Here is a 22,417-nt window from a genome sequence, read left to right on the forward strand (position 1 = left end):
CCTCCCTTTATTCCAGGATTTGCAGGTTGATATAGGCCGGGTCGATTTTTTTCAGTCCCGCCTTATCAAAGATGATGGTCAGCATGGACCCCTGTTTTCCCACTACTTTACCCTGACCGAACTTCGGATGATACACCTGACTTCCCGGCTGAACCTGGTCCATGGGGAACTCCCCGGTAAAGTCCGAAGTCTTTTTCATTCGCTGTTTTTGCACCGCCGTCCGTCGGTCATAGGGATCTTCCATATTGATTAAGTTTTCGGGAATCTCCTTTAGGAAGCGGGACATATCGTTCACATGGGTGTTGCCGTAGATGTTTCGCATGGTGGCATGGATAAAGTGCACCTCTTCCATGGCCCGGGTAATCCCCACGTAACACAGCCGCCGTTCCTCTTCTTCATTGCCTTCATGGATGGAGATCGGCGAGGGGAAAATTCCCTCTTCCATCCCCGGTAAAAATACCACGGGAAATTCCAGACCCTTGGCACTGTGCAGGGTCATCAGCATCACCCCTTCCTCGGATTCGTCGCTGCGATCCATGGAGGTTTCCAGGGAAACCTGCCCCAGGAAGGCTTCCAAAGTGCCTTCCTCCGAGGTTTTATCAAATTCCATGGTAATGGATTTAAACTCCTCTAAGTTCTCCAGCCGGGCCTTGGCTTCAATGGTGCCTTCCGCCACGAGACTCTCCTGATATCCCGTGTCCTGATAAATGGTCTCCGTAAGCTCGGTGATGCTCAAGGTGTGCATGGTCTCCTGAAGGCGGAGCATCACGCCTAAAAATTCCCTGATCTTGTTTTTCACCCGGGTGGTAAGTCCGGGAATGTGTTGATAGTCCTTTAAGGATAGGAAAAAGTCCTGATTTTCCATCTCCGCATACTCGTCGATTTTCTCAATGGTTTTCTTTCCGATCCCCCGTTTCGGCTCATTGATGATCCGCTTAATGGCCACATCATCCACGGGGTTTTCAATGGCTTTTAAATAGGAAATAATGTCCTTGATCTCCTTACGATCATAGAACCGGGTGCCGCCGATTAATTGATAGGGAATGCCCCGTTGCACCAGGATCTCCTCCACAATCCGGGACTGCACATTGGTGCGGTAAAGGATAGCAAAATCCTTGTAGGCCCGCTCCCCCTGGTCCCGCTGTTTTTCAATGGTATCCGCAATGTATCTTGCTTCATCCCGTTCCTGATCCGCCTTATAATAATTCAGTACTTTCCCTTTATCGTTATCCGTCCAGAGTTTTTTCGGCTTTCGCTGGCTGTTATGGGCCACCACTTCATTGGCCGCCTCCAGGATAATATTAGTGGACCGGTAGTTCCGCTCCAGTTTAATGGTTTTCGCCTTGTTAAAGTCCTGTTCAAAACCGAGAATGTTTTGAATGTCCGCCCCTCGCCAACCGTAAATGGACTGGTCGTCATCCCCCACCACACAGATGTTTTTATGGGTATCCGCCAGCATACTGACTAAGGTGTACTGAGCCATATTGGTATCCTGAAATTCATCTACTAAAATGTATTTAAACTGATTTTGATAGTACCGTAAAACCTTAGGATTTTCCTTAAAGAGGGTAACGGTTTTCATAATCAAATCGTCAAAATCCAGGGCGTTGTTCTTTCGAAGGGTTCGTTGATACATTCGGTACAGCTTTTCAATCTGCTGGTTGCGGTAGTCATCTCCCTCGATTTTTAAGTACTCATCGGGAGTAATCAACTTATCCTTGGCCCGGCCGATAGCACCCAGCATGCCCTTGGGATGGTATTCCTTTTCCGGCAGCTTTAAGGCTTTAATACACTCCTTCATCACCACCAGTTGGTCCGATGGATCGTAGATCCCGAAGTTTTTGGTATAGCCCAGGGCTTCAATTTCCCGTCTCAGTATTCGAACGCAGGCGGAGTGAAAGGTGCTGATCCAAAGATTATAATAGGGCTTATCCAACAGCTCCTCCACCCGTTCCTTCATTTCCTTCGCCGCCTTGTTGGTAAAGGTGATGGCCAGGATATTGTAAGGGTCCGTGCCCAGTTCCTCCACCAGATAAGCAATTCGGTGGGTCAGTACCCGGGTTTTTCCCGAGCCCGCACCGGCCAGCACCAGCAATGGTCCTTCGGTTTCACACACCGCTTGGCGCTGCATGTCATTCAAATGATTTATATTCATGGTTGTACGCTCCTCGTATAATAAGTTTATATAAGTAAAATCTCCTCTTATCTTATTATATTTTACTACTTTCTTCAATAGAAAAGAGGTCCCCCTGATAATAAGGGCCCGTCTGTTTAACGTATTTTTCTTTGTCAAAAGAAAACACCAGTGCAAATGACACTAGTGTAGACTCCCTTCTTCCGATCGAATGTCCTCTTGATAACGTACCGCTGCTCTTAAAGCGGCTTCTAAGGCTTTGGTGATATCTCCCGGAGCCATGGAGGGTTGTCCCGGTTTATTCGTCACCTGGGCGGGAATAAAGGGTACATGGATGAATCCGCCCCGGGCCTGAAGTTTTTCAGTCTCGATATGATGCAGCAGTCCGTACAGGATATGGTTGCATACAAAGGTTCCTGCGGTATTGGAAACTTCAGCGGGAACCCCTTCCCTTCGTATACTCGCCGCCATGGCTTTGATCGGCAGGTTGGAAAAATATGCCTCCGGTCCTCCGGGCACAATTTTCTCGTCCACCGGCTGATTTCCCTGATTGTCGGGAATCCGGGCGTCGTCGATGTTAATCCCCAGCCGTTCCACACTGATCTGGGCCCTTCCCCCCGCTTGCCCCGCCACGAGAATAATATCCGGCTGAAGCTCTTCGATCTTTTCCCTCAATACCTTGATGGATCGATGAAAAACCGTGGGAATTTCCACTTTCGCCACCGGACAGTTCTCAATGGTGTTTTGCACCTGTTTTACCGCTTCCAGTGCAGGATTCACCGCGGCTCCCCCAAAGGGATCAAAAGCTGCCAATAGTATTTTCATTTTCCTCATCCTCCCTGTTTTCCCTAAGATCCTCCGGGGAGAATACCGGTTTTTTCGGAAGTTTTACCTGAATTTTCGTCCCTTCATCCGGTTGGCTGTCCACTTCAATTTCCCCTTTGTGAAATTTCACAAACTCTCGGCAAAGAATCAGACCCAAGCCGGTCCCCTGCTGGAAATTCGTGCCCTTCGTAGTGTTTACCTGATCCAAACGGAATAAGTGGGGGATTCTTTCCTTTCGAATGCCCACTCCCGTGTCCTTAATATCCACTAAAACCACTTCCTGTTCCAACCTTCCCCGGATACGGATTTCTCCCCGGTTCGGTGTGAATTTCACCGCATTGGACAGAAGATTACGAAAGATGGTTTGAATCATAGAGGGATCTCCCAAGACCTTCAATCCCGGTTCCACTTCCGTCTCCACCCGCAGTTTCTTTCGACGGATTTCCTGATGATACAGCTTTAAATTCTCCTCAATCACCGACTTTAAAAACAGTTCTTCGGGACAAACCTTCATATCTCCCCGTTGATGCATGGACCACTGAAGAAGGTTGTTCAAAAGTTTGTTTAACTGCCGGGAATGCTCGGACATGGTCTGTAAGAAATCCTTACGCTCCTCTTCACTAAAATCTTCATAATTCTCCTCCATCAAAGCGGTCAGGCTTACAAAGGTATTTAAGGGACTTTTTAAATCATGGGCGATGATCGAGAAGAATTTATCCTTAATCCGGTTGCTCTCTAACAGGGCCCGGTTTTTCTCCTCCAGGGCTTCCTTCGAGCGCTTCAGTTCCATATGGGTTTTTACCCGGGCCTTTAACTCACTGCCGTTAAAAGGCTTTGTGATATAGTCCACCCCTCCCAGGTCAAACCCCTTCTTAATACTTTGATGATCCGTCTTAGCCGTTAAGAAAATCACCGGCACCTCTTTGGTTTTCTCTTCATTTTTAAGGACTTCACAAACCTTGAATCCGTCAACCTCAGGCATCATAATATCCAACAACACCAGGTCAAAGGAATTTTGCAGGGCTTGATGAACCGCCTCTTTACCATGAAGGGCAAAGGCCAGTTCATAATCCTCTTTTAAAAAGTTGGCGATCAGTTGAATGTTTTGTGCCACATCATCAACAATCAGTATTTTCCCCTTTTTTTCTTCCATTGTTATGCTCCTTTATCCGCTGTATAAGATTTGGGTAATGGTACAGCAGATCCTTTATCCCCTCAATATCAAATCGATCCGTACTTTCCTTCAGTTTCCCGGCGTATTCCCTTAAGGCCGGTACCCCCTGTTCTTGCCCCAGTTTGAAAAGGGTTTCCCCAAAGCTCCGAATGTCCTGAAAGAACGCGCTGTTTCGAACCCTTCGATAATCCCATTTCCCCTGATTATCAAAATAGTCCAGTACGGTTTCCACGTTGCCGTAAATACTATAATTATTAGATTCTACATTGCCCCCGGAATCTCCTTCTTCCTTTTCATTTTTTACGGACTGATTTTCTCCGCCGATTTGCACGGGGTAGAATGTCAGCTCAAACCGTGTGCCTCTTTTGGGTACGGAAAACAGGTGAATCTCCCCTTCCAGGATTTCTACAAGATTTTTTGTGATGGAAAGGCCCAGGCCGGTTCCCTGAGAAGCGTCCTCCTTGGGGTTCCACTGGACGAAGGGTTTAAATACCTCTTTTTGACCCCGCTTGGATATCCCCTTTCCCGTATCCACCACTTCGATTCTTAAGGTTCCATGACGCTGATCCTTCTTTTCAAAGGCGGTCTTGATCTTGACAAAGCCCTTATCCGTAAACTTGATGCCGTTGCCCACAAGATTTAACAGAATTTGGCGGATTCTGGTTTCGTCAATCCAAAGGCGACGGGGAAGGTCCTCCTGGATTTCCACCTGGAGGCGAATGTTCTTTTGCTTCGCCCGCAGTTCAAAAATATCCTTTATTTCTTCTATCAGCTTTCTTAGAGAAACCTCGGTTTTCTCAATCTTCACCATCCCCGCCTCAATTTTCGACAGATCCAGGATATCATTCATCAACGTGAGAAGATTTTCTCCCCCCTGTTTTATGGATTGAATATAGTCCCGGTGCTCGGGATCCCGGATTTCCTTTTCCAGGATCTCTGCAAAGCCGATGATGGAGTTCATGGGAGTTCGGATTTCATGACTCATATTGGCAATAAACTCACTCTTTTGCCGATTGGCCTCCTGGGCATTTTTCATGGCCACCCGCAGTTTCTTTTGGGAGTTTTTCATGGCGGTCTCCCGCTTTTTCTTTTCAATATAACTTCCCATCATATCCGCTGCGGTGTTTAAGATCCCAACATCCTGTTCATTCCACCGCCGCTTTTGGAGGACTTCATCAAATCCTAAAAAGCCATACCATTTTTTTTCGACAAAAATAGGGATCACCAGCAGGGACTGGATCCCCTGGCTGCTCAACACTTCAATTTCCGATGGGGGAAAATCCTCCACATCCCCGGCGATATAAAACCCCCGGGACAATTGATTTTTCCATCGAGTAAAATCCGGTTCTAAATCAAAACGTTTTAGGGCCGGGGTGTCGATCTGGGGTTTAATCCCCGCTGCACAGGCTTCATAGGCATACTTTGTATAGAGTTTTCTTTCCTTTGTGGCTAAATTGTATTCTTCAACGTTCTCGAATATATATACACGACTGGCCCCTGAGGCTCTTTGCAAATGGACCAAGGCCCCTTGTAAGGCCTCTTCCATTTCCTCCTTCAACAATTGCTGGGAGACATTGGAAAGCTCCGTTTCATAACGCACCCGCTCTTCTAAGTTCCGGTGAGTCCTTTTCACCTCGGTAATATCAATGGCGGTTTCTAAACGGACTTTCTCGTAGCCCGGCCAATCAATCATTTTCGCTTCCTTCAAATAATACCGTTCCTGCTTTTCATCATAGGTTTCAAAGCGGTATACCTCTCCCTCATTGATCATCAACGAGGCATTCTCACAAAAATCGCAGGGAACCTTTCGATCCTGCATCACTTCGTAACAGGTTTTCCCGATCATGTCCCCGCCCCAAAGTTCTGTGGCGGTTTTGTTCGCATAAACAATTTGGTAGTTTTTCGGATCAATAATATAAATCAGTTCACTGATATTATCAAAGAGGGAAAGAATTCGTTGGTACTCCTGATAGCCCTTCCGTCTTTCCTGTTTTCCATAGTTTTCTGTTTTCTGATCCAAAGCGAACACCTCATTTCCTGGTTTTTTCCGGAGTTTCATCAGTATTTACGCCTACCATCGTCTTTTCCCCCATTATATCAAATTTTTGCATAAAAAGAAAAGAAGCGGTAGCAAAATCCGCTTCTTCTATTTCCTTGACTATGTAGCCTGGTGGTTTTACCGATGAAAATCCTTTCGGTTTTATAGGCCCGGGATCAAGACTTCCTGCTTAGGCTTTCCCGGCGGCTTCTTTCAGATCCTTCACCATGGCCTGGGTACCTTCCACGTCCTCTTTGATTTTCCCCAGGATGCTGTTGATTTCCTCGGCCAGGGTATCACTGTTGTTGGCAAGACTCTGCACTTCCTTTGCCACCACTGCAAATCCTCGACCGGCTTCCCCCGCCCGGGCGGCTTCAATGGAGGCATTCAGTCCAAGAATATTGGTTTGATTCGTAACCTTATTCATATAACGCACAATTTCATCGGTTTTTTGAATGTTGCCCACGGTATCGGCGATAAAGCTTTCCAAGTTATCACTTAAACGATTCACCTCGTGAATATGAGCTTCCAGGTTTTGATTCAGTTCCTCTCCCTGATCCACTAAGTTCATCATCAAGGCTGCACTTTTACTGCCCATAATATCCGTATTTCCTGTGTTCAGCTCATTTAATTGTTTTTTCACCTTTTCATTTCCCGTAACCTCGATGATCAGATCCATTTCTTTTTCAAACAGGGCTTCCATGGAAGTGGTGGTAAAGACGCCCTGTTCCTTTGCGGTAACCATCGCTTCCGCGTCCTCCCGAAGATCCACAACCCCCTGAACCGTTACGGTTTCCATTTTCAACAGGGATTTAAGGATGCCGTTTCCGCCCTGTCCCCCTCCGATAATTCCGATTTTGATAATAATCTCCTCCTAAAATCATATATTTGTCCTACAACGTTGCTTTGCTTTTATCCTTCGATATCCCTAATATTATACGGAAGGATATTCAGCCTATATTATATAGGAAAGATTCCTAAATTGGAAGTTCCTTTAGTTAAATCCCCGGGGATTTATTCCCCCTTGGGTACAATATGAAACTTCGTGATCTCATTTTTCGATAAAAATCGCATGGGCGGACCCCAAACCCCGGTGCCGGGACTGGTGTATATATGGGAATTCTTTCGATTATACAGTCCCTTGGAGTACCGAAAGTAAAAGGGGATGATCCATTCCAAAGGGGGAATCTGTCCGCTGTGGGTATGTCCCGAAAGCTGAAGGTCGATGCCCTGGTCCACGGCCTGAGAAAACCGCTCCGGCTGGTGAAGCAGTAACACGGAGTAGCGATCCGGGTCCACGTCCCTTAAAATTTCCTTAAGATCGATCGGGGTTTCCAGGTATTTTTCCACGGTAAGATCGTCCACACCATAGATTTCCAGGTGGTTAGAGATTGTCACCCCCTCGTTACGTAAAGGAGTCAGTCCGCTCTCCTTGACAAATCGGTGATAATCCTTTAATCCGCTGTAAATCTCGTGATTCCCCATGATGGCATATTTCCCCCTAAGGGCCCGCAGCCCCTTGAGTATCGGCATGAAACTCTGAATGCTGTCCCGGTTGCCATCGATTAAATCCCCGGTGATCACAATGTAATCCGAGTTCAGCCCATTGGCTATTTCCACGGTTTTTTCCAGCCATTTTTTCGAAGTCAGCATTCCGATATGCATATCCGTCAGCTGGGTAATGGTAACCCCCTGGGAGGCCTCCGTGATTTTCGATGTAGGGATGGTGACCTCCCGAACAATCGGCACACTGGTTCCATTATAAAAAGAATAGGCGGTGATCAGCACCGTAACGATTAAAGCAATCACCGTGGATCGACTCATATCAAAATTCATAACCAAAGAGGCCAGGTCCCGGATCAAAAATACGGAAATTGCCATGGACAGGATCCCCAGCCAAAAGTTTCCCAGGTAGGCGATGTTTCGAATATAGGGCTTTTTTCGAAGAAACATACCGAAAATAAAAAAGGAACCGATCACAAGAAATGCCCCCCTCAAAAGCCAAAGGAGAGGTTCCGGAACTTCCAGCCCCCGGATACTCCCCCGATATACATAATAATTCATTCCCAAGTAAAGAGCGGTAAAGAACAACCCCATTGCTGCGATGTTAAGTTTTTTGCCCATTATGTTTCCACCTTTTTTGAATTTTTCTATTTCAAAATTCATTTTTTGCCGGTAAATCCCCATCTGCTTTTACTAAATTCCCCGGCCCTTCGCTCTCTTTATCATACCCTTTCCTCCCGGGATTGAAACGAAAAAAACGAAAAGAAGTCCAAAGACTCCCGCCCTTGCTACTCGGAGGTCTTTAGACTTTTTTTGTCTTTGCTCAAACTTTTTTATTTTTGCTCAAACTTCTTTGTCTTTGCTCAAACTTCTTCGGCACTTTGTCCCCTTTGTTCTGCTTTCCTTTACCGGGCAATGTCCCTGCGAAAGGTTTTCCCGGGAAATTCGATTTTTTGAACATTTTCATAGGCTCTTTTTCGGGCTTTTTCCAGGGTTTCATCCAGGGAGGTGACCCCCAGTACCCGACCCCCGGCGGTTAAAAGACGCCCCTGTTCCCTCTTGGTTCCTCCGTGGAATACCCTTGTCCGATCATCGATGTTTTCCAGTCCTTGAATTTCCTTCCCCTTTTCATAGGCTTCAGGATAACCCTCGGATGCCAGAATCACACAGACCGCTTTTTCCGCCTTCCACTGAATATCCACCTTCTCCAGGGAACCCGCCTCCAAAGCATTGAAAATTTCCACCAGGTCTGTATCCAGCCGGGTTAAAATCACCTGGGTTTCCGGGTCTCCGAAACGCACGTTATACTCCAGAACCTTGGGCCCCTCGTCGGTGATCATAATGCCGATGAAAATAATTCCCCGGTAATCCATTTTTTCCTGTTGAATCCCCTTTAGGGTCGGTGCTAATATTTCTTCCCGGACCCGAGCCTCCACGTCCTCGGTATAGGCTTCATTGGGGGAGTAGGTTCCCATCCCTCCGGTGTTCAGGCCCCGGTCCCCTTCTCCGATGCGCTTATAATCCCGGGAGCTTACCATGGGGGTCATGGTCTTTCCGTCCACAAAGGCGATTACCGAAGTTTCCCTACCGGTTAAAAATTCTTCAATCACCACTTGGTCCCCGGCGTCCCCGAAGTCCCGATCCTTTAAAATCTTTTTCAGGCCGGCCTCCGCCTCTTTCCTGGATTCACAGATCAACACCCCTTTTCCCGCCGCCAAACCGTCGGCCTTTAACACCAGGGGATATTGATATTCTTCGATGATTTCCAGGGCTTTGTTGTAATCCCCGGTTTTATGGGATTTTGCCGTGGGGATTTTGTAGCGCTCCATAAAATCCTTAGAAAAAGCCTTGCTGCCTTCAAGCACCGCCCCTTTTTTATCCGGTGCGATAATCCTAAGGCCCTCCCGGCGAAAAAGATCCCCGATCCCTTGTACCAGGGGATCCTCAGGACCTACCACGGTCAAGTCCACCCTTTCGTTCTTTGCAAAGTCCAAAAGCCCCTGCAGATCCCCGTGAGAGAGGTCCACCAATTCTCCCAGCTCCTCCATCCCCGGATTTCCCGGAGCGATAAACAGCTTTTGGACCAAGGGACTCTCCTTTATTTTCCAAGCCAGGGCATGCTCCCGGCCGCCGCTTCCGATCAAAAGAACTTTCATATCCTCACCTCGTTTTTAGTGTTTAAAATGGCGCATCCCGGTAAATACCATACTGATTCCATAACGGTCGCAGCACTGAATGGAATCTTCATCCTTTAGGGACCCTCCCGGTTGAATAATAGCGGAGATTCCCTGCTCTTTTGCCTTCATTACGCAGTCGTCGAAGGGAAAGAAGGCGTCGGAGGCCAGCACACTGCCGGCAAGGTCATGTTCCACGTTTCGAATGGCGTTATCCAGGGCCCAGATCCGACTGGTCTGTCCCGGTCCGATGGCCAGGGTCTGCTGATCCTTGGCAATCACCACACCGTTGCTTTTCACGTGCTTTGCCACTTTATAGGCAAACTCCAGATCTTTCATTTCTTCATCTCCGGGGGCTTTTTCCGTTACGATTTTACTATCCGAAATCAAATCCCGGTCCTTATCCTGAACCAACAGGCCGCCGGAGACTTTTTTGATATCCATACCCCGTTCCCGTTGTAAAATATCCGGGAGCTGGAGAATCCGAAGATTCTTTTTAGTCTTAAAAACCTCCAGGGCTTCCCGGCTAAAGCCCGGGGCCACTACCACTTCCAGGAAGATCTCTTCCATTTCCCTGGCGGTACTTTCGTCCACCTCCCGGTTTAAGGCCACGATGCCTCCGAAGATCGACTTCGGATCCGCGGCGTAACACTTTTCAAAAGCCTTTTCGATGGTCTCGTTACTGGCCACTCCGCAGGGGTTGGTATGTTTTACCGCCACCGCCGTGGGCTTCTCAAATTCCTTTAACAGCTCCAAGGCCCCCTGGGTATCGTTTAAGTTGTTAAAGGAAAGGGCTTTACCCTGTAGCTGCTCTGCATGGACCAGACTTCCGGGCACATTTCCCGCTTCCCGGTAAAAGGCCGCTTTTTGATGGGGATTCTCGCCGTAGCGAAGGTCCATCACCTTTTCATAGGGAAGGGTCAGCTTTTCGGGAAAGGCGAAGTCTTCAGGATAGGCTTTATCAGCCTTATGGGTACTGTCGGCTTCATCCCCTTGATCGGTTTCACCGGCGGCCATTCCTTTTTCGGTATTGCCTTTGCCGATATGCTCTTCCAGATGCTTTTTCATATTTTTCCCCAGGTGTTCTGCGATCAGTCCGTCGTAATAGGCAGTTTCCCTAAATACCTTCAATGCCAGCTCATACCGGGTGACAAGACTGGTGTCCCCCCGTTTTTGAATTTCCTTTAATACCCGGTCATAGTCCCGCCGGTCCGTGACCACAGTCACATCTTCAAAGTTCTTCGCTGCGGAGCGAAGCATGGTAGGTCCGCCGATGTCGATATTTTCGATGGCCTCCTCAAGGCTGACTGCCTCTTTGGCAATCGTTTCTTTAAAGGGGTACAGATTGATCACCACCAGATCGATGGCATCGATTTCCAGGTCCTTCAGGGTCTTTTGATGGTCTTCGTCTCCCCGCTTGGCCAGGATCCCGCCGTGGACCTTGGGATGGAGGGTCTTTACCCGACCGTCCAGACATTCGGGAAAGCCCGTCACCTCGGATACGTCTTTTACCGTGAGACCCCCCTCCCGAAGAAGTTTTGCCGTGCCGCCCGTGGAGAGGATTTCAATGCCCTCTTTGGATAATCCCCGGGCAAAATCCAAAATTCCATCTTTATCGGAAACACTGATCAGTGCTCTTTTCATATGAACCGCCTCCTATTATTCCTGTTGATTGTCATATTCGCTATTGGTTATTTATTATTCGTTATTTATTATTCGTTATTTGTTATTCGTTATTTGTTATTCGTTATTTGTTATTCGCCCATCTCCGAAGCGCTCACCGGCGGTTTTATCTCTCCCGAATTTTCACCCGGTTTCCGATGACCTCTACCCGACCTTCGGCGATCAGTTCTATGGCCTCGGGCAGCAGTCGGTGTTCGAGGGTCAATACTTTTTGTTGAATATCCGAAACCCCGTCTTCAAAGTCGATGCCCACCGCTTCCTGTAAAATGATGGGGCCGCCGTCGGTCTCTTCACTGACGAAATGCACCGTGGCCCCGGTGACTTTCATCCCCCGGTTATACACCCCTTGGTGCACCTTTTCTCCGTAGTAGCCTTTCCCGCCGAAACAGGGGAGCAGCGAGGGATGGATGTTGATGATTTGATTCGGATAGGCTTCAATGATAAAGCCGGGAATCTGGCCCAGATAGCCGGCCAGGACCACCAAGTCCGCACCGGAACTTTTCAGGGCCCGAAGAAGTTCCCGGTCCCGCTGGTCCTTCGAAGGAAAACTTTGGCGCTGAAACACCGCCGTGGGAATTCCCCGCTGCCCTCCCCGGGTCAGGCCGTAGGCCCCCTCTTTGTTGGAGGCGATCAATACCACCTCCGCCGAAAGGGCACCCTGGTCGATTTGGTCCAGCACCGCCTGCAGGTTGGTGCCGCCGCCGGAGAGGAGCACGGCCAGTTTTACTCTTTCCATACAATCACCGATTCCCGGGATTCCTTGGTTTCCTTGATGATTTCTCCGATAGGATAGGCCTCTTCCCCCGATGCTTTCAAGGTGGTTAAGGTTTTTTCCAGATCCTCCGGTGACACCGCCAGCACCATGCCGATGCCCATATTGAAGGTTTTGTACATTTCCCTTTCATCGATCTTTCCCATGTCCTGAATCATTTTGAAGATCTCTGGCACGGGAAAGCTGTTTTCCTTGATTTTTACCCCGGTTCCTTCGGGAAGCATCCGGGGAATATTCTCATAGAATCCTCCGCCGGTAATATGACTCATGCCTTTTACCTTAACGGTGTCCAGCAATGTTAAAATCGGTTTGACGTAGAGCTTCGTCGGGGTTAACAGGGCCTCGCCGATGGTTTTCCCCAGGCGGAGACTGTGCTCCGTGGGCTTCATGTTTTCCTGTTCGAAAAAAATCTTTCGGGCCAGAGAAAAACCGTTGCTGTGTACCCCGCTGGAGGCGATGCCCACTAAGGCATCCCCGGGCCGGATGTTTTCCCCGGTGATGATTCGCTCCTTGTCCACAATGCCTACCACAAAGCCTGCCAGGTCGTATTCCCCTTCATCGTAAAAACCGGGCATCTCCGCGGTTTCTCCTCCGATCAGGGCCGCCCCGGATTCTTTACAGGCTTTGGCAATGCCGGTGACAATGGTTTCCGCCCGTTCCGCCTTCAGTTTTCCCGTGGCCAGATAGTCCAAGAAAAATAGGGGTTTCGCCCCCTGACAGAGAATATCGTTGACGCACATGGCCACACAGTCCTGACCGATGGTATCGTGTTGATCCATCATAAAGGCCAGCTTTAATTTCGTGCCCACACCGTCGGTTCCCGATACCAGTACCGGCTTGTTGATTCCTTCCATGTCCAGCTCAAAGAGCCCTCCGAAGCCTCCAAGGCCTGTTAATACGTTGTTGGTAAAGGTCTCCTTGACCGCATTTTTCATCAGTTCTACTGCCTTTTGTCCTTCTTCCACGTCCACTCCTGCACTCTTATAGGTGTTGTTCATCATGGCACCCCTTTTCCTTACGGTTTGAATTTTCCTATCCTTCTTCATCGTTAATTTTCTCGATCGTCCTGGTAAATTTTTCTATCGACCGTGGATTTTTTCTATCCTCCGTCGTTTTTTAGGGCTGCAACCGGTTAAAGGTCTTTTCCGGTCCGTCTCCGTTGGCTTTCTGCTGTTCCTTTACGTCCATGGGATACTTCTGATCAAAACAGGCCAGGCAGAAGCGATCCCGGTGGGTCCCGATGGACTCGGTTAAGCCGTCGATACTGATAAATCCCAGACTGTCGGCGCCGATGGTTTTTCGAATTTCCTCTACGTTTTGGGTTGCGGCAATTAAACTTCTTCGGTGGGGAGTATCGATGCCGAAGTAGCAGCTCCCCACCACCGGAGGCGAACTGATCCGCACATGCACTTCCCGGGCACCGGCTTTTTTCAAACTGTGAACGATCCGTCGACTGGTGGTTCCCCGGACGATGGAGTCGTCAATAATCACGATGCTTTTGCCCTTGATGTTTTCCCGAAAGGGAATCAGCTTCAGTTTCACTGCAATCTCCCGAAGAGACTGCTCCGGCTGGATGAAGGTCCGGCCGATGTATTTGTTTTTCATTAAGGCGTCCCCATAGGGGATGCCGGAAGCCTGGGCGTAGCCCAGGGCTGCGGGAATGGAGGAGTCGGGCACCGGCGCCACCATGTCCGCCTTTACCGGATGTTCCTTGGCAAGGATTTTCCCTGCATTTAATCGGGCTTCATAGACGCTGACCCCGTCTAAGACACTGTCCGGCCTTGCAAAATAAATATATTCAAAGATGCAGGAAGCCCGCTTTTCCAGTTTTTTATATTGTATGGACTCCAGACCTTCCTTGGTGATTCGGATCATCTCTCCCGGTTCCACTTCCCGGACAAACTCCGCATCCATAACATCAAAGGCGCAGGTCTCCGAAGCCAGCACGTAACCGCCGTCGGCAAATTGCCCCAGGGACAGTGGCCGAAGGCCCAAGGGGTCCCGGACACCGATCAGTTCATTTTCCTTCATGATAACTAAGGCGTAGGCCCCCTTCACCAGATCCAGGGTCCGTTTAACGGACTCCACGGTGCCGTCGGAGGAGTACCTGGCCAGGAGGTTCACAATCACTTCCGTATCAATGGAGGTTTGAAAAACCACGCCGTCATCCTCTAAAGATCGGCGGATTTTCTCCCCGTTCACCAGGTTCCCGTTATGGGCCAGGGCAATGCTTCCTCCCCGATAGCGGACCACCAGGGGCTGGGCATTCTCCACGTAACTCTCACCGCTGGTGGAGTACCGCACGTGACCGATCCCCACATTCCCTTTCATCTTGGCCAGAATATCGTCGTTAAACACCTCGGGCACCAGTCCCATACCCTTATGATACTCGGTACGGGCTCCGTCACTGACGGCAATCCCTGCACTCTCCTCTCCCCGATGCTGCAGGGTATAGAGGCCGTAGTACAGATATTTTGACAGCATAGCATCGTTTTTATAAATTCCCACCACGCCGCATTCTTCCTTGAGTTTCTCATCGGTGAAGTCTTGCTGTTGAAAGTTTTTCAATGGTTTCCCTCCTTGGACTGAAACGAAAAATTATGCTTCCATGATCTCCTGAATGGCGCCTCGCCAGTTGCTTTCCAAGTCTTTAAGTGAATGATGAATCACCGGTTGTTGATTGATATTGATTTCCAGGGTCTCGCCTCCGGTTCGTCCCAGAATCTTATGGGGAATCTTGGCGGCGAGCAACGCCTGTTCCAATACGGCCAGCTTACTTTCCTTCAGGGATACCAGAAAACGGCTTTGGGATTCGGAAAACAGTTCCCGGTCGGGACTTAGAGGGCTGTCGATCTCCAGCTTTCCTCCGATACCCCCGGCAATGGCGGACTCCGCCAGGGCTGCCGCCAGACCCCCTTCACTGAGGTCATGGACCGACTGGAAAAGATCCCGTTCAATGGCCTCAAGCACCGTTTGTTGGGTTCGAAGCTCCTGGGCCATGTTTAAAAACGGCACCGCTCCCGTTTCCTTGCCGTGAATTCTGGATAAATACTCACTGCCGCCGATCTCGTCCTTGGTTTCTCCCAGCAGCATGATCACATTTCCTTCCTCTTTAAAGTCTAAGGTCATGTGTTTACGCACATCTTCCAAGACCCCGACCATCCCAACGATGGGTGTGGGATAGATCGCCGCTTTATCGGTTTCATTATAAAAGCTTACATTTCCGCTGATCACCGGGGTGTCCAGCTCCCGGCAGGCTTCACTGAGGCCCAGTACTGATTCTCTGAACTCGTAGAAGCGCTCCGGCTTTTCCGGACTTCCGAAATTCAGGCCGTCGGTGATGGCCGCCGGTTTCGCCCCCGCCGCCACTAAGTTTCTCGCAGCCTCCGCCACAGCGATTTTCGAACCTTCTCTCGGATTCAAATAACAAAGCCGGCTGTTGCAGTCCGTGGTCAGAGCAATGCCCTTTTCCGTTCCCCGTATACGGATCACCGCCGCATCGGAGCCGGGCTTGATCACGGTGCTGGTTCGAACCATATGGTCGTACTGATTGTAAATCCATTCCTTGCTGGCAATATTCGGTGCCCTTAACAGCTCCATAAAGGTTTGATTCAAATCCTTCGGCTGCGGGATCCCGGTAAGATCCTCGCAACGGCTTTCTTTCATATGTTTTGGTTCCTGATAGTCCTTATAGTATTTCGGCGCTCCCGAGGAATCCAGGGACTCCGCCGGCATATCCGCCAGCACTTCTTCCCCGTCCCTTACCCGGAGTCTTCCGTCGTCGGTTACCTTGCCGATGACTTTGGAGTGAAGCCCCCATTTTCCAACGATACGGTTTACCGTCTCTTCCTGTCCTTTTCGTACGATTAACAGCATTCGTTCCTGGGATTCGGAGATCATCACCTCGATGGGATGCATGTCCGACTCTCTTCTGGGAATCCGGCTGATATCCACGTCCATGCCGCCTTCTCCCCGGGTTGCGGTTTCACATACGGCGGAGGTCAGCCCCGCGGCGCCCAGATCCTGAATCCCTACGATGGCATCGGTGTCCAGGAGTTCTAGAGAAGCTTCCAATAAAAGTTTTTCCATAAAGGGGTCTCCTACCTGTACCGCGGACCGTTTTTCCTCGGATTCCTCCGTCAGCTCCACTGAGGCGAAGCTTGCCCCGCCGACGCCGTCCCGGCCTGTGGAGGCTCCGATATACATCACCGGATTGCCCACGCCTTTAGCACTGGCCCGGTGGATTTTATCGTGCTCGATCACCCCGACACACATGGCGTTGACTAAAGGGTTGCCTTCGTAGGATTTATTAAAGAAGGTTTCCCCTCCCACGGTAGGGATTCCCATACAGTTCCCGTAGCCGGAAATTCCCTCTACCACACCGTCCAACAGGTACTGTACCCGTTCACTGTTTTCCAGTTCGCCAAAGCGCAACGAGTTCAGCAGCGCCACCGGTCTTGCCCCCATGGCGAAAATGTCCCGGATAATGCCGCCGACCCCGGTGGCCGCCCCTTGATAGGGCTCCACCGCTGAAGGGTGGTTGTGGCTCTCGATTTTCATCGCCACCGCCATATTATCACCGATATCAATGATCCCCGCATTTTCTCCCGGTCCCTGAAGTACCCGTTTTCCCGTGGTGGGAAAATGCTTAAAGAGAGCTCTCGAGTGCTTGTAACTGCAGTGCTCCGACCACATCACGCCGTACATGTTCAGCTCCAGTTCATTGGGCTCTCTTCCCAGGAGCTCCACAACCCTTTCGTATTCCTCTTTTTTCAGTCCCAGCTCTTCATAAAGATTCATGTTATCGGCCTCCCTTTAAATAAGCAATCATGGATTCAAAGATTTTTCTTCCGTCGGTGTTTCCCAGAATCGGATCACAGGCTCTTTCCGGATGGGGCATCATACCCAGGACATTTCCCTGTTCGTTAACGATCCCTGCAATATCCTCCATGGATCCGTTTTTATTATCCCGATAGGTTAAAACGATCTGCCGGTTATTCTTCAGCTTTTGCAGTACCTCATCCTGGGCCACGTAGTTGCCTTCTCCGTGGGCCACGGGAATTCTTAAGGTCTCTCCCTCGGTCAGTTTATTGGTAAAGGCGGTGTCATTGTTTTCCACATTCAGTTGGGCCGTGCCGCAGATGAATTTCAGATTCTTGTTTCGCACCAGGGCCCCGGGCAAGAGTCCCGCCTCGGTGAGAATTTGAAAACCGTTGCAAATTCCGATGACCAGTTTTCCCTTCTCTGCATGGGCCTTTACGGCCTCCATGACTTTAGAAAACTGGGCCACGGCTCCACAGCGAAGATAGTCTCCGTAGGAGAACCCTCCGGGGATGATAATACCGTCGTATTCTTCAATTTTTTCTTCCTCATGCCAGATATAATCCACTTTCTCCCCCATCATATCCTTGATCGCGTAATAGGAATCTAAATCACAGTTTGAAGCGGGAAAAACAATCACGCCGAATTTCATATAACCTTCCTCCTCGAATGGTTTTAGTATTTACTTCGTTTCAATTTGCTGGCGGTATTGCGGTATAGCAGTATTGCAGTATTGCGGTATAAGCCCTGCAGCTTTTTTGCTTATTTCTCTAAAAGAACAGGACTAATGATTTTACAGGATTTCGTAAGTGTATTTTTCAATCACCGTATTGGCCAGCAGCTTTTCACACATCTCTTCCACCGCTTCCTTCGCCTCCGCTTCCGGTCGGTCGGAAAGTTCCAGTTCAATCAATTTGCCGATTCGTACACTTTCCACCCCTTCATAGCCTTTTTTGGTTAATGCTCCTTGAATTGCGGTCCCCTGGGGATCGGAAATGCTGTCCTTTAACGTTACATATACCTTTACCTTCATGCAATCGTCCTCCTTGTTTTTGGTTGGTTTATTGGTTGGTTTATTAGTTGCTTTTTGGGTTGCTCGTTTCATTGGCTGATTGGTGCAGGCATTCATCAGTTGATCATACCGGTCACTCTTTTAAGCACTTCAAGGTAGCTCTCCTCCACGGCCCCAAGATCCCGGCGGAACCGATCTTTATCCAGGCGCTCACCGCTTTTCAAATCCCAAAGCCGGCAGGTGTCGGGAGAAATTTCGTCTCCCAGGATCACTCTTCCCTGATACCTTCCGAATTCCAGTTTGAAATCCACTAAATTCAGTTCCCGTTCCAGGAAAAATGCCTTCAGCACTTGATTGATTTTCAGTGCCATCTTTCGGATGGTTTGTATTTCCTCTTTGTCCGCTAATTCCAGGACCTCAATATGATCCTCATTGATCATGGGATCCGACAGCTCGTCACTCTTTAAACAGTACTCCACCACCGGTTTTCCTAGGGGGGTCCCTTCTTTCAGTCCCAGCTTTTTCGCCATACCTCCCGCGGCCACATTTCGTACGATGACCTCTACAGGGATGATTTCCAGACGCTTAACCACCATTTCATGTTCCTCCAGGACTTTCACAAAATGGGTTTCGATTCCTTTTTCCTCTAAGACTTCAAAGAGTCTCGCCGACATCAAATTATTGACCCGGTCCTTTCCTTCAATGCTTCCTTTTTTCTTTCCGTCAAAGGCCGTGGCATCGGTTTTATAGGATACGATAAAGCAGTCCTTGTCTTTCGTTTCATACACTCGTTTGGCTTTCCCTTCATACAGTAGGGTACCCTTTGTCAGTTTCATCCTTTTCCCTCACTTTCAGTGATTCAACGTTTTCATTGACGTTTTTTCTGTCCATAACCGCCGTTAAAACTTTTTATTAAGATAGGCTTCATATCCCATGGATTCCAGATCCTTGGCCTTTTTTTCCACTTGATCCTCTAAGGCCTCCATGTAGTCTTTTACCCGCTGTAAAATTCCCGGGTCCTTAAGACCTAAAATCTTTGCGGCAAAAATTCCTGCATTTTTCGATCCGTTAATAGCCATGGTGGCCACAGGAATCCCCGGAGGCATCTGAACGATGGAGTGCAGAGAATCCACCCCCTGCAGGTTTTTGCTTTTAATCGGAACTCCGATTACCGGCAGGGCACTGAGAGAGGCCACCATCCCCGGTAAGTGGGCGGCGCCTCCGGCACCGGCGATAATCACCTGTACCCCCCGCTCCTCCGCTTCCTTGGCGAAGATATACATGCGTTCCGGGGTTCGGTGGGCGGAGACGATCCGCTCTTCGTAAGGGATTTCCAGCTCTTTCAGTAAATCCAGGGCTTCTTTCATCACCGGAAGATCCGAGTCGCTGCCCATAATGACACTGACTAAAGGTTTGTCCATGGTTTTCATCCTTTCCCTAATGTAATGGTATTGATAGTTCACACTGCCTTTGATTTCGGTTCTATCTATAAATGTATCCAACAGGATTCCTTCGAATCATTCATGGGCCTGGTCCGGTACGATCAGCACCTGTCCTTCCAAATCGTCCAGGCTGTTGTTCACCGCTTCCCGGCTATCCCCGGTAACGGTAATATGTCCCATTTTCCGTCCGAACTTCACCGCCTTTTTCTCATAAAAATGCAAGTGGGCCCCTTTCGTCTCAAGCACCTCCTGCACCCCTAACACTTCCGGGCTGCCGTTTTTCTTTCCCCGGCCCAGGAGATTGATCATCCCGGCATAGGGCCTTTTTAAGGAGGTATCTCCCAAGGGCAGAGCAAGAATCGCCCGAAGGTGCTGCTCAAACTGGGAGGTTTCCGAGGCTTCGATGGTGTAGTGCCCGGAGTTATGAACCCTAGGAGCGATTTCGTTAATCAGCACCTCCCCCTCCAGGGTAACAAACATTTCAATCGTAAAAACCCCCATGCCTTCCAGTACTTCAATGGTATCCTTGGCCAAGGCCTCCGCCTTCGCCTGAACCTCAGAGGAAACATCTGCCGGCACCACGGTCCGCTTTAAAATACTGTCTTCATGTTGATTTTCCGAGGGAGGATAAAGGGCAATGGCGCCCCCGTCTCCCCTTGCCGCAATTACCGAAATCTCTTTATGATATTGGATATACTCCTCCGCCATAAGCTCCAGGGTGTCCTTTTCCCCTTTCAGGTCAAAAAAAGCCCCTTCCCTCCCGTCGGGATCCAGAATAAGGGCATTGCCTTTTCCGTCGTAGCCCCCCGTGGTTGCCTTTAGCATCATGGGATAGCCCAGTTTTTCTCCCGCTTCTTTAAGGTCCTGTAAGCTGTCCACCTTCAAAAACCTCGGCAGATGTAAACCCTTTTCCTTTAAGTAACGGTTTTGACGAAATTTATCCTGAATTATCAGTAACGAACGGGAAGAAGGGTAAATAACCATACCTTCTTCTTCTAAATCTTTTAAAAATGCTCCATCAATATGTTCAAATTCATAGGTAAGGACATCGGAAATATCCGCCAGTTCCCGGATTTTTTCCCGGTTATGATAGTCTCCCATCACATGGGTATCCCCTAAGGATACGGCGGGAGCCTGAGGATCCGGATCCAATACGGCAAACTGTATCCCCATTTTTTTCCCTTCCAAAATCATCATCCTGCCCAGCTGTCCGCCGCCGATGATTCCTACCCGAAGCTTTTGTACGCTTTTCAAGAATATCCCCTCCTTGAGGCTTTCATTGTTTTATCCTTTTTTGTTTCGGTTCATTTCCTTTCTTTTGCCTGTGGATTACTGTATCTATATCATAACAAAGGGGCAAAAAATCTTCAACATTTTTCGTATTTTTTATTTAATATTTTTTATATCGTTCGTTATAATACGGATTTTACTATTTTTATAACTTCTTCATTTTCGTTATTCAGTCTTTTTACCGAACATTCCCCTCGTTATTACCATACCAGGAAAGTCCTCTATTTGTCGTTGCATGAAAATTTTGATTTTACAATTGACAATCATTTAACAAGGTGATAGGATATGTCTGTAGCTACTGTCATAAAACTTCATCTTTGCTCCGAGTTCTTTTTTCTAAGGGAAACTATGAAAATCGAACCGTTAGGGTACTGTCGGAAACGACTTTGCCTCCCGTTGGAAAGGAGCCGAAATTCATCTTTTGAAATTCCAAGGGGCTATTATAGCCTCTTTGTTTTTTCATGCCTCCTTTCTATCGTCTTTTGATAAACCAACAGAAAGGAGGTTTTTTTTGCACGAAATTTCTCCCACATAGTGTTATCCGGCATCAATGTTTATCCACCCTTACATTAGTATTGAAGAAACATTACCTAAAAAACAAGGAGGAACCCCATTATGATTCAAAAATTTCAGAAAGACCGACTATACAAAGTAGTTTCATTCCTTATGATTCTTTCCCTCTCCTTACTTATTTTTATCGGATGTGACAACGGCCAGGAGACCATCACCCTGGCCACCACCACCAGTACGGAAAACAGCGGCTTACTGGATGAGATTCTGCCTCATTTTGAGGAGGCCCACGATATCGAAGTAAAGGTCGTAGCGGTGGGCACCGGCGCCGCCCTGGATATGGGACGGGGAAAAGATGCGGATGTATTGTTGGTCCATGCACCGGAGCTTGAAGAGGAGTTTGTTGCCGAGGGATACGGTACTGAGCGCTACCCGGTTATGTACAACGATTTTGTGATCCTGGGCCCCACAGAGGATCCCGCAGACCTTAGGGAAAAGGCAATGGATGATGTACTAACAGCCCTGGCCCTAATCTGGGAACAGGAAGCGGACTTTGTCTCCCGGGGAGACAATTCCGGAACCCATGTAATGGAACTTAACTTATTGGAAGAGGCGAACCTGTTACCGGAGGGGGATTTTTACATTTCCGCGGGACAGGGAATGGGCTCAGTTATCGAAATGGCCGATGAAATGAGAGCTTACACCTTAGCGGACCGGGGAACTTTCCTTTCTATGGTTAACGACCTGGACCTTCAAGTGGTCACCGAAGGAGACGAACGTTTATATAACCCTTACGGCGTAATACCCGTAACTCAGGACGAAGGGGAAAACCTTAATCTTGAAGGGGCAAAAGCCTTTGTACAGTGGATTATTTCTTCGGAAGTTCAGGAAATGATCGCAGAGTTTGGAACCGAGGAATTCGGAGAACCCTTATTTACACCTGATGCGGATTAAATCATTGTTGATCTTCTTGTAAATTCCACAACAAAAGTGATATTATGGTGATGGACAGAACCTTAAAGATACTCACTCCCAAAGG

Annotated in this window: 18 protein-coding genes and 1 riboswitch; of the genes, 1 reads left to right on the forward strand and 17 read right to left on the reverse strand. The window is 48.7% G+C overall.

What is annotated here, in order from left to right:
* Positions 1–7: 7 nt before the first annotated feature.
* The 17 genes from pcrA to ISALK_RS03135 form a co-directional block, all read right to left on the reverse strand.
* Positions 8–2,155 carry a DNA helicase PcrA gene (gene pcrA / locus ISALK_RS03055; protein WP_160718909.1) on the reverse strand — a complete coding sequence of 716 codons (2,148 nt, stop codon included), beginning with the start codon at positions 2,153–2,155 and terminating at the stop codon, positions 8–10.
* Positions 2,156–2,317: 162 nt separating this feature from the next.
* On the reverse strand, positions 2,318–2,959 hold the full coding sequence (pcp, locus tag ISALK_RS03060; protein ID WP_201756826.1) for a pyroglutamyl-peptidase I: 642 nt from the start codon (positions 2,957–2,959) through the stop codon (positions 2,318–2,320).
* The gene (locus ISALK_RS03065) at positions 2,934–4,112 is read right to left on the reverse strand and encodes a hybrid sensor histidine kinase/response regulator (protein WP_160718913.1); all 1,179 of its coding nucleotides are present in this window, start codon (positions 4,110–4,112) and stop codon (positions 2,934–2,936) included. The genes pcp and ISALK_RS03065 overlap by 26 nt, the downstream gene beginning before the upstream one ends.
* Positions 4,078–6,153: an ATP-binding protein gene (locus ISALK_RS03070; protein WP_160718915.1), complete on the reverse strand. Its 2,076-nt coding sequence runs from the start codon at positions 6,151–6,153 to the stop codon at positions 4,078–4,080. The genes ISALK_RS03065 and ISALK_RS03070 overlap by 35 nt, the downstream gene beginning before the upstream one ends.
* Before the next feature lie 208 nt (positions 6,154–6,361).
* Positions 6,362–7,039 carry a methyl-accepting chemotaxis protein gene (locus ISALK_RS15300; RefSeq protein ID WP_371723457.1) on the reverse strand — a complete coding sequence of 226 codons (678 nt, stop codon included), beginning with the start codon at positions 7,037–7,039 and terminating at the stop codon, positions 6,362–6,364.
* A gap of 146 nt (positions 7,040–7,185) precedes the next feature.
* A complete protein-coding gene (locus tag ISALK_RS03080) occupies positions 7,186–8,295 on the reverse strand; it encodes a metallophosphoesterase (protein WP_160718919.1) in 1,110 nt (369 codons plus the stop codon).
* A 284-nt stretch (positions 8,296–8,579) separates the two neighbouring features.
* Positions 8,580–9,830 (reverse strand): phosphoribosylamine--glycine ligase, encoded by a 1,251-nt coding sequence (gene purD / locus ISALK_RS03085; RefSeq protein WP_160718921.1) that lies wholly within the window; start codon positions 9,828–9,830, stop codon positions 8,580–8,582.
* Between the two features lie 15 nt (positions 9,831–9,845).
* Positions 9,846–11,492, reverse strand: coding sequence for a bifunctional phosphoribosylaminoimidazolecarboxamide formyltransferase/IMP cyclohydrolase (gene purH, locus ISALK_RS03090; RefSeq protein ID WP_160718923.1), 1,647 nt, complete (start codon positions 11,490–11,492; stop codon positions 9,846–9,848).
* Between the two features lie 145 nt (positions 11,493–11,637).
* On the reverse strand, positions 11,638–12,267 hold the full coding sequence (gene purN / locus ISALK_RS03095) for a phosphoribosylglycinamide formyltransferase (RefSeq protein ID WP_160718925.1): 630 nt from the start codon (positions 12,265–12,267) through the stop codon (positions 11,638–11,640).
* Positions 12,255–13,301, reverse strand: a complete 1,047-nt coding sequence (gene purM, locus ISALK_RS03100; RefSeq protein ID WP_160718927.1) for a phosphoribosylformylglycinamidine cyclo-ligase — start codon at positions 13,299–13,301, stop codon at positions 12,255–12,257. Before purM ends, purN begins: the two co-directional genes overlap by 13 nt.
* A 118-nt stretch (positions 13,302–13,419) precedes the next feature.
* Positions 13,420–14,871 (reverse strand): amidophosphoribosyltransferase, encoded by a 1,452-nt coding sequence (gene purF / locus ISALK_RS03105; protein ID WP_160718929.1) that lies wholly within the window; start codon positions 14,869–14,871, stop codon positions 13,420–13,422.
* 30 nt (positions 14,872–14,901) lie between these two features.
* On the reverse strand, positions 14,902–17,103 hold the full coding sequence (gene purL, locus ISALK_RS03110; protein ID WP_160718931.1) for a phosphoribosylformylglycinamidine synthase subunit PurL: 2,202 nt from the start codon (positions 17,101–17,103) through the stop codon (positions 14,902–14,904).
* 1 nt (position 17,104) lies between these two features.
* A complete protein-coding gene (gene purQ / locus ISALK_RS03115; RefSeq protein WP_160718933.1) occupies positions 17,105–17,776 on the reverse strand; it encodes a phosphoribosylformylglycinamidine synthase subunit PurQ in 672 nt (223 codons plus the stop codon).
* 141 nt (positions 17,777–17,917) lie between these two features.
* Positions 17,918–18,157: a phosphoribosylformylglycinamidine synthase subunit PurS gene (gene purS, locus ISALK_RS03120; protein ID WP_160718935.1), complete on the reverse strand. Its 240-nt coding sequence runs from the start codon at positions 18,155–18,157 to the stop codon at positions 17,918–17,920.
* Between the two features lie 95 nt (positions 18,158–18,252).
* Positions 18,253–18,966 (reverse strand): phosphoribosylaminoimidazolesuccinocarboxamide synthase, encoded by a 714-nt coding sequence (purC, locus tag ISALK_RS03125; protein ID WP_160719055.1) that lies wholly within the window; start codon positions 18,964–18,966, stop codon positions 18,253–18,255.
* Positions 18,967–19,035: 69 nt separating this feature from the next.
* Entirely contained in the window at positions 19,036–19,638 is a 603-nt protein-coding gene (gene purE, locus ISALK_RS03130; RefSeq protein ID WP_371723437.1) for a 5-(carboxyamino)imidazole ribonucleotide mutase, read from the reverse strand.
* Between the two features lie 15 nt (positions 19,639–19,653).
* A complete protein-coding gene (locus tag ISALK_RS03135) occupies positions 19,654–20,832 on the reverse strand; it encodes a 5-(carboxyamino)imidazole ribonucleotide synthase (protein ID WP_236660236.1) in 1,179 nt (392 codons plus the stop codon).
* Between the two features lie 344 nt (positions 20,833–21,176).
* Positions 21,177–21,291: riboswitch (molybdenum cofactor riboswitch) on the forward strand.
* Positions 21,292–21,483: 192 nt separating this feature from the next.
* On the opposite strand from ISALK_RS03135, the gene ISALK_RS03140 reads away from it, so the two are divergent.
* Entirely contained in the window at positions 21,484–22,332 is an 849-nt protein-coding gene (locus ISALK_RS03140; protein WP_160718937.1) for an ABC transporter substrate-binding protein, read from the forward strand.
* The last annotated feature ends 85 nt before the right edge of the window (positions 22,333–22,417 follow it).

This window comes from Isachenkonia alkalipeptolytica (assembly GCF_009910325.1).
GTDB classification, from domain to species: domain Bacteria; phylum Bacillota; class Clostridia; order Peptostreptococcales; family T1SED10-28; genus Isachenkonia; species Isachenkonia alkalipeptolytica.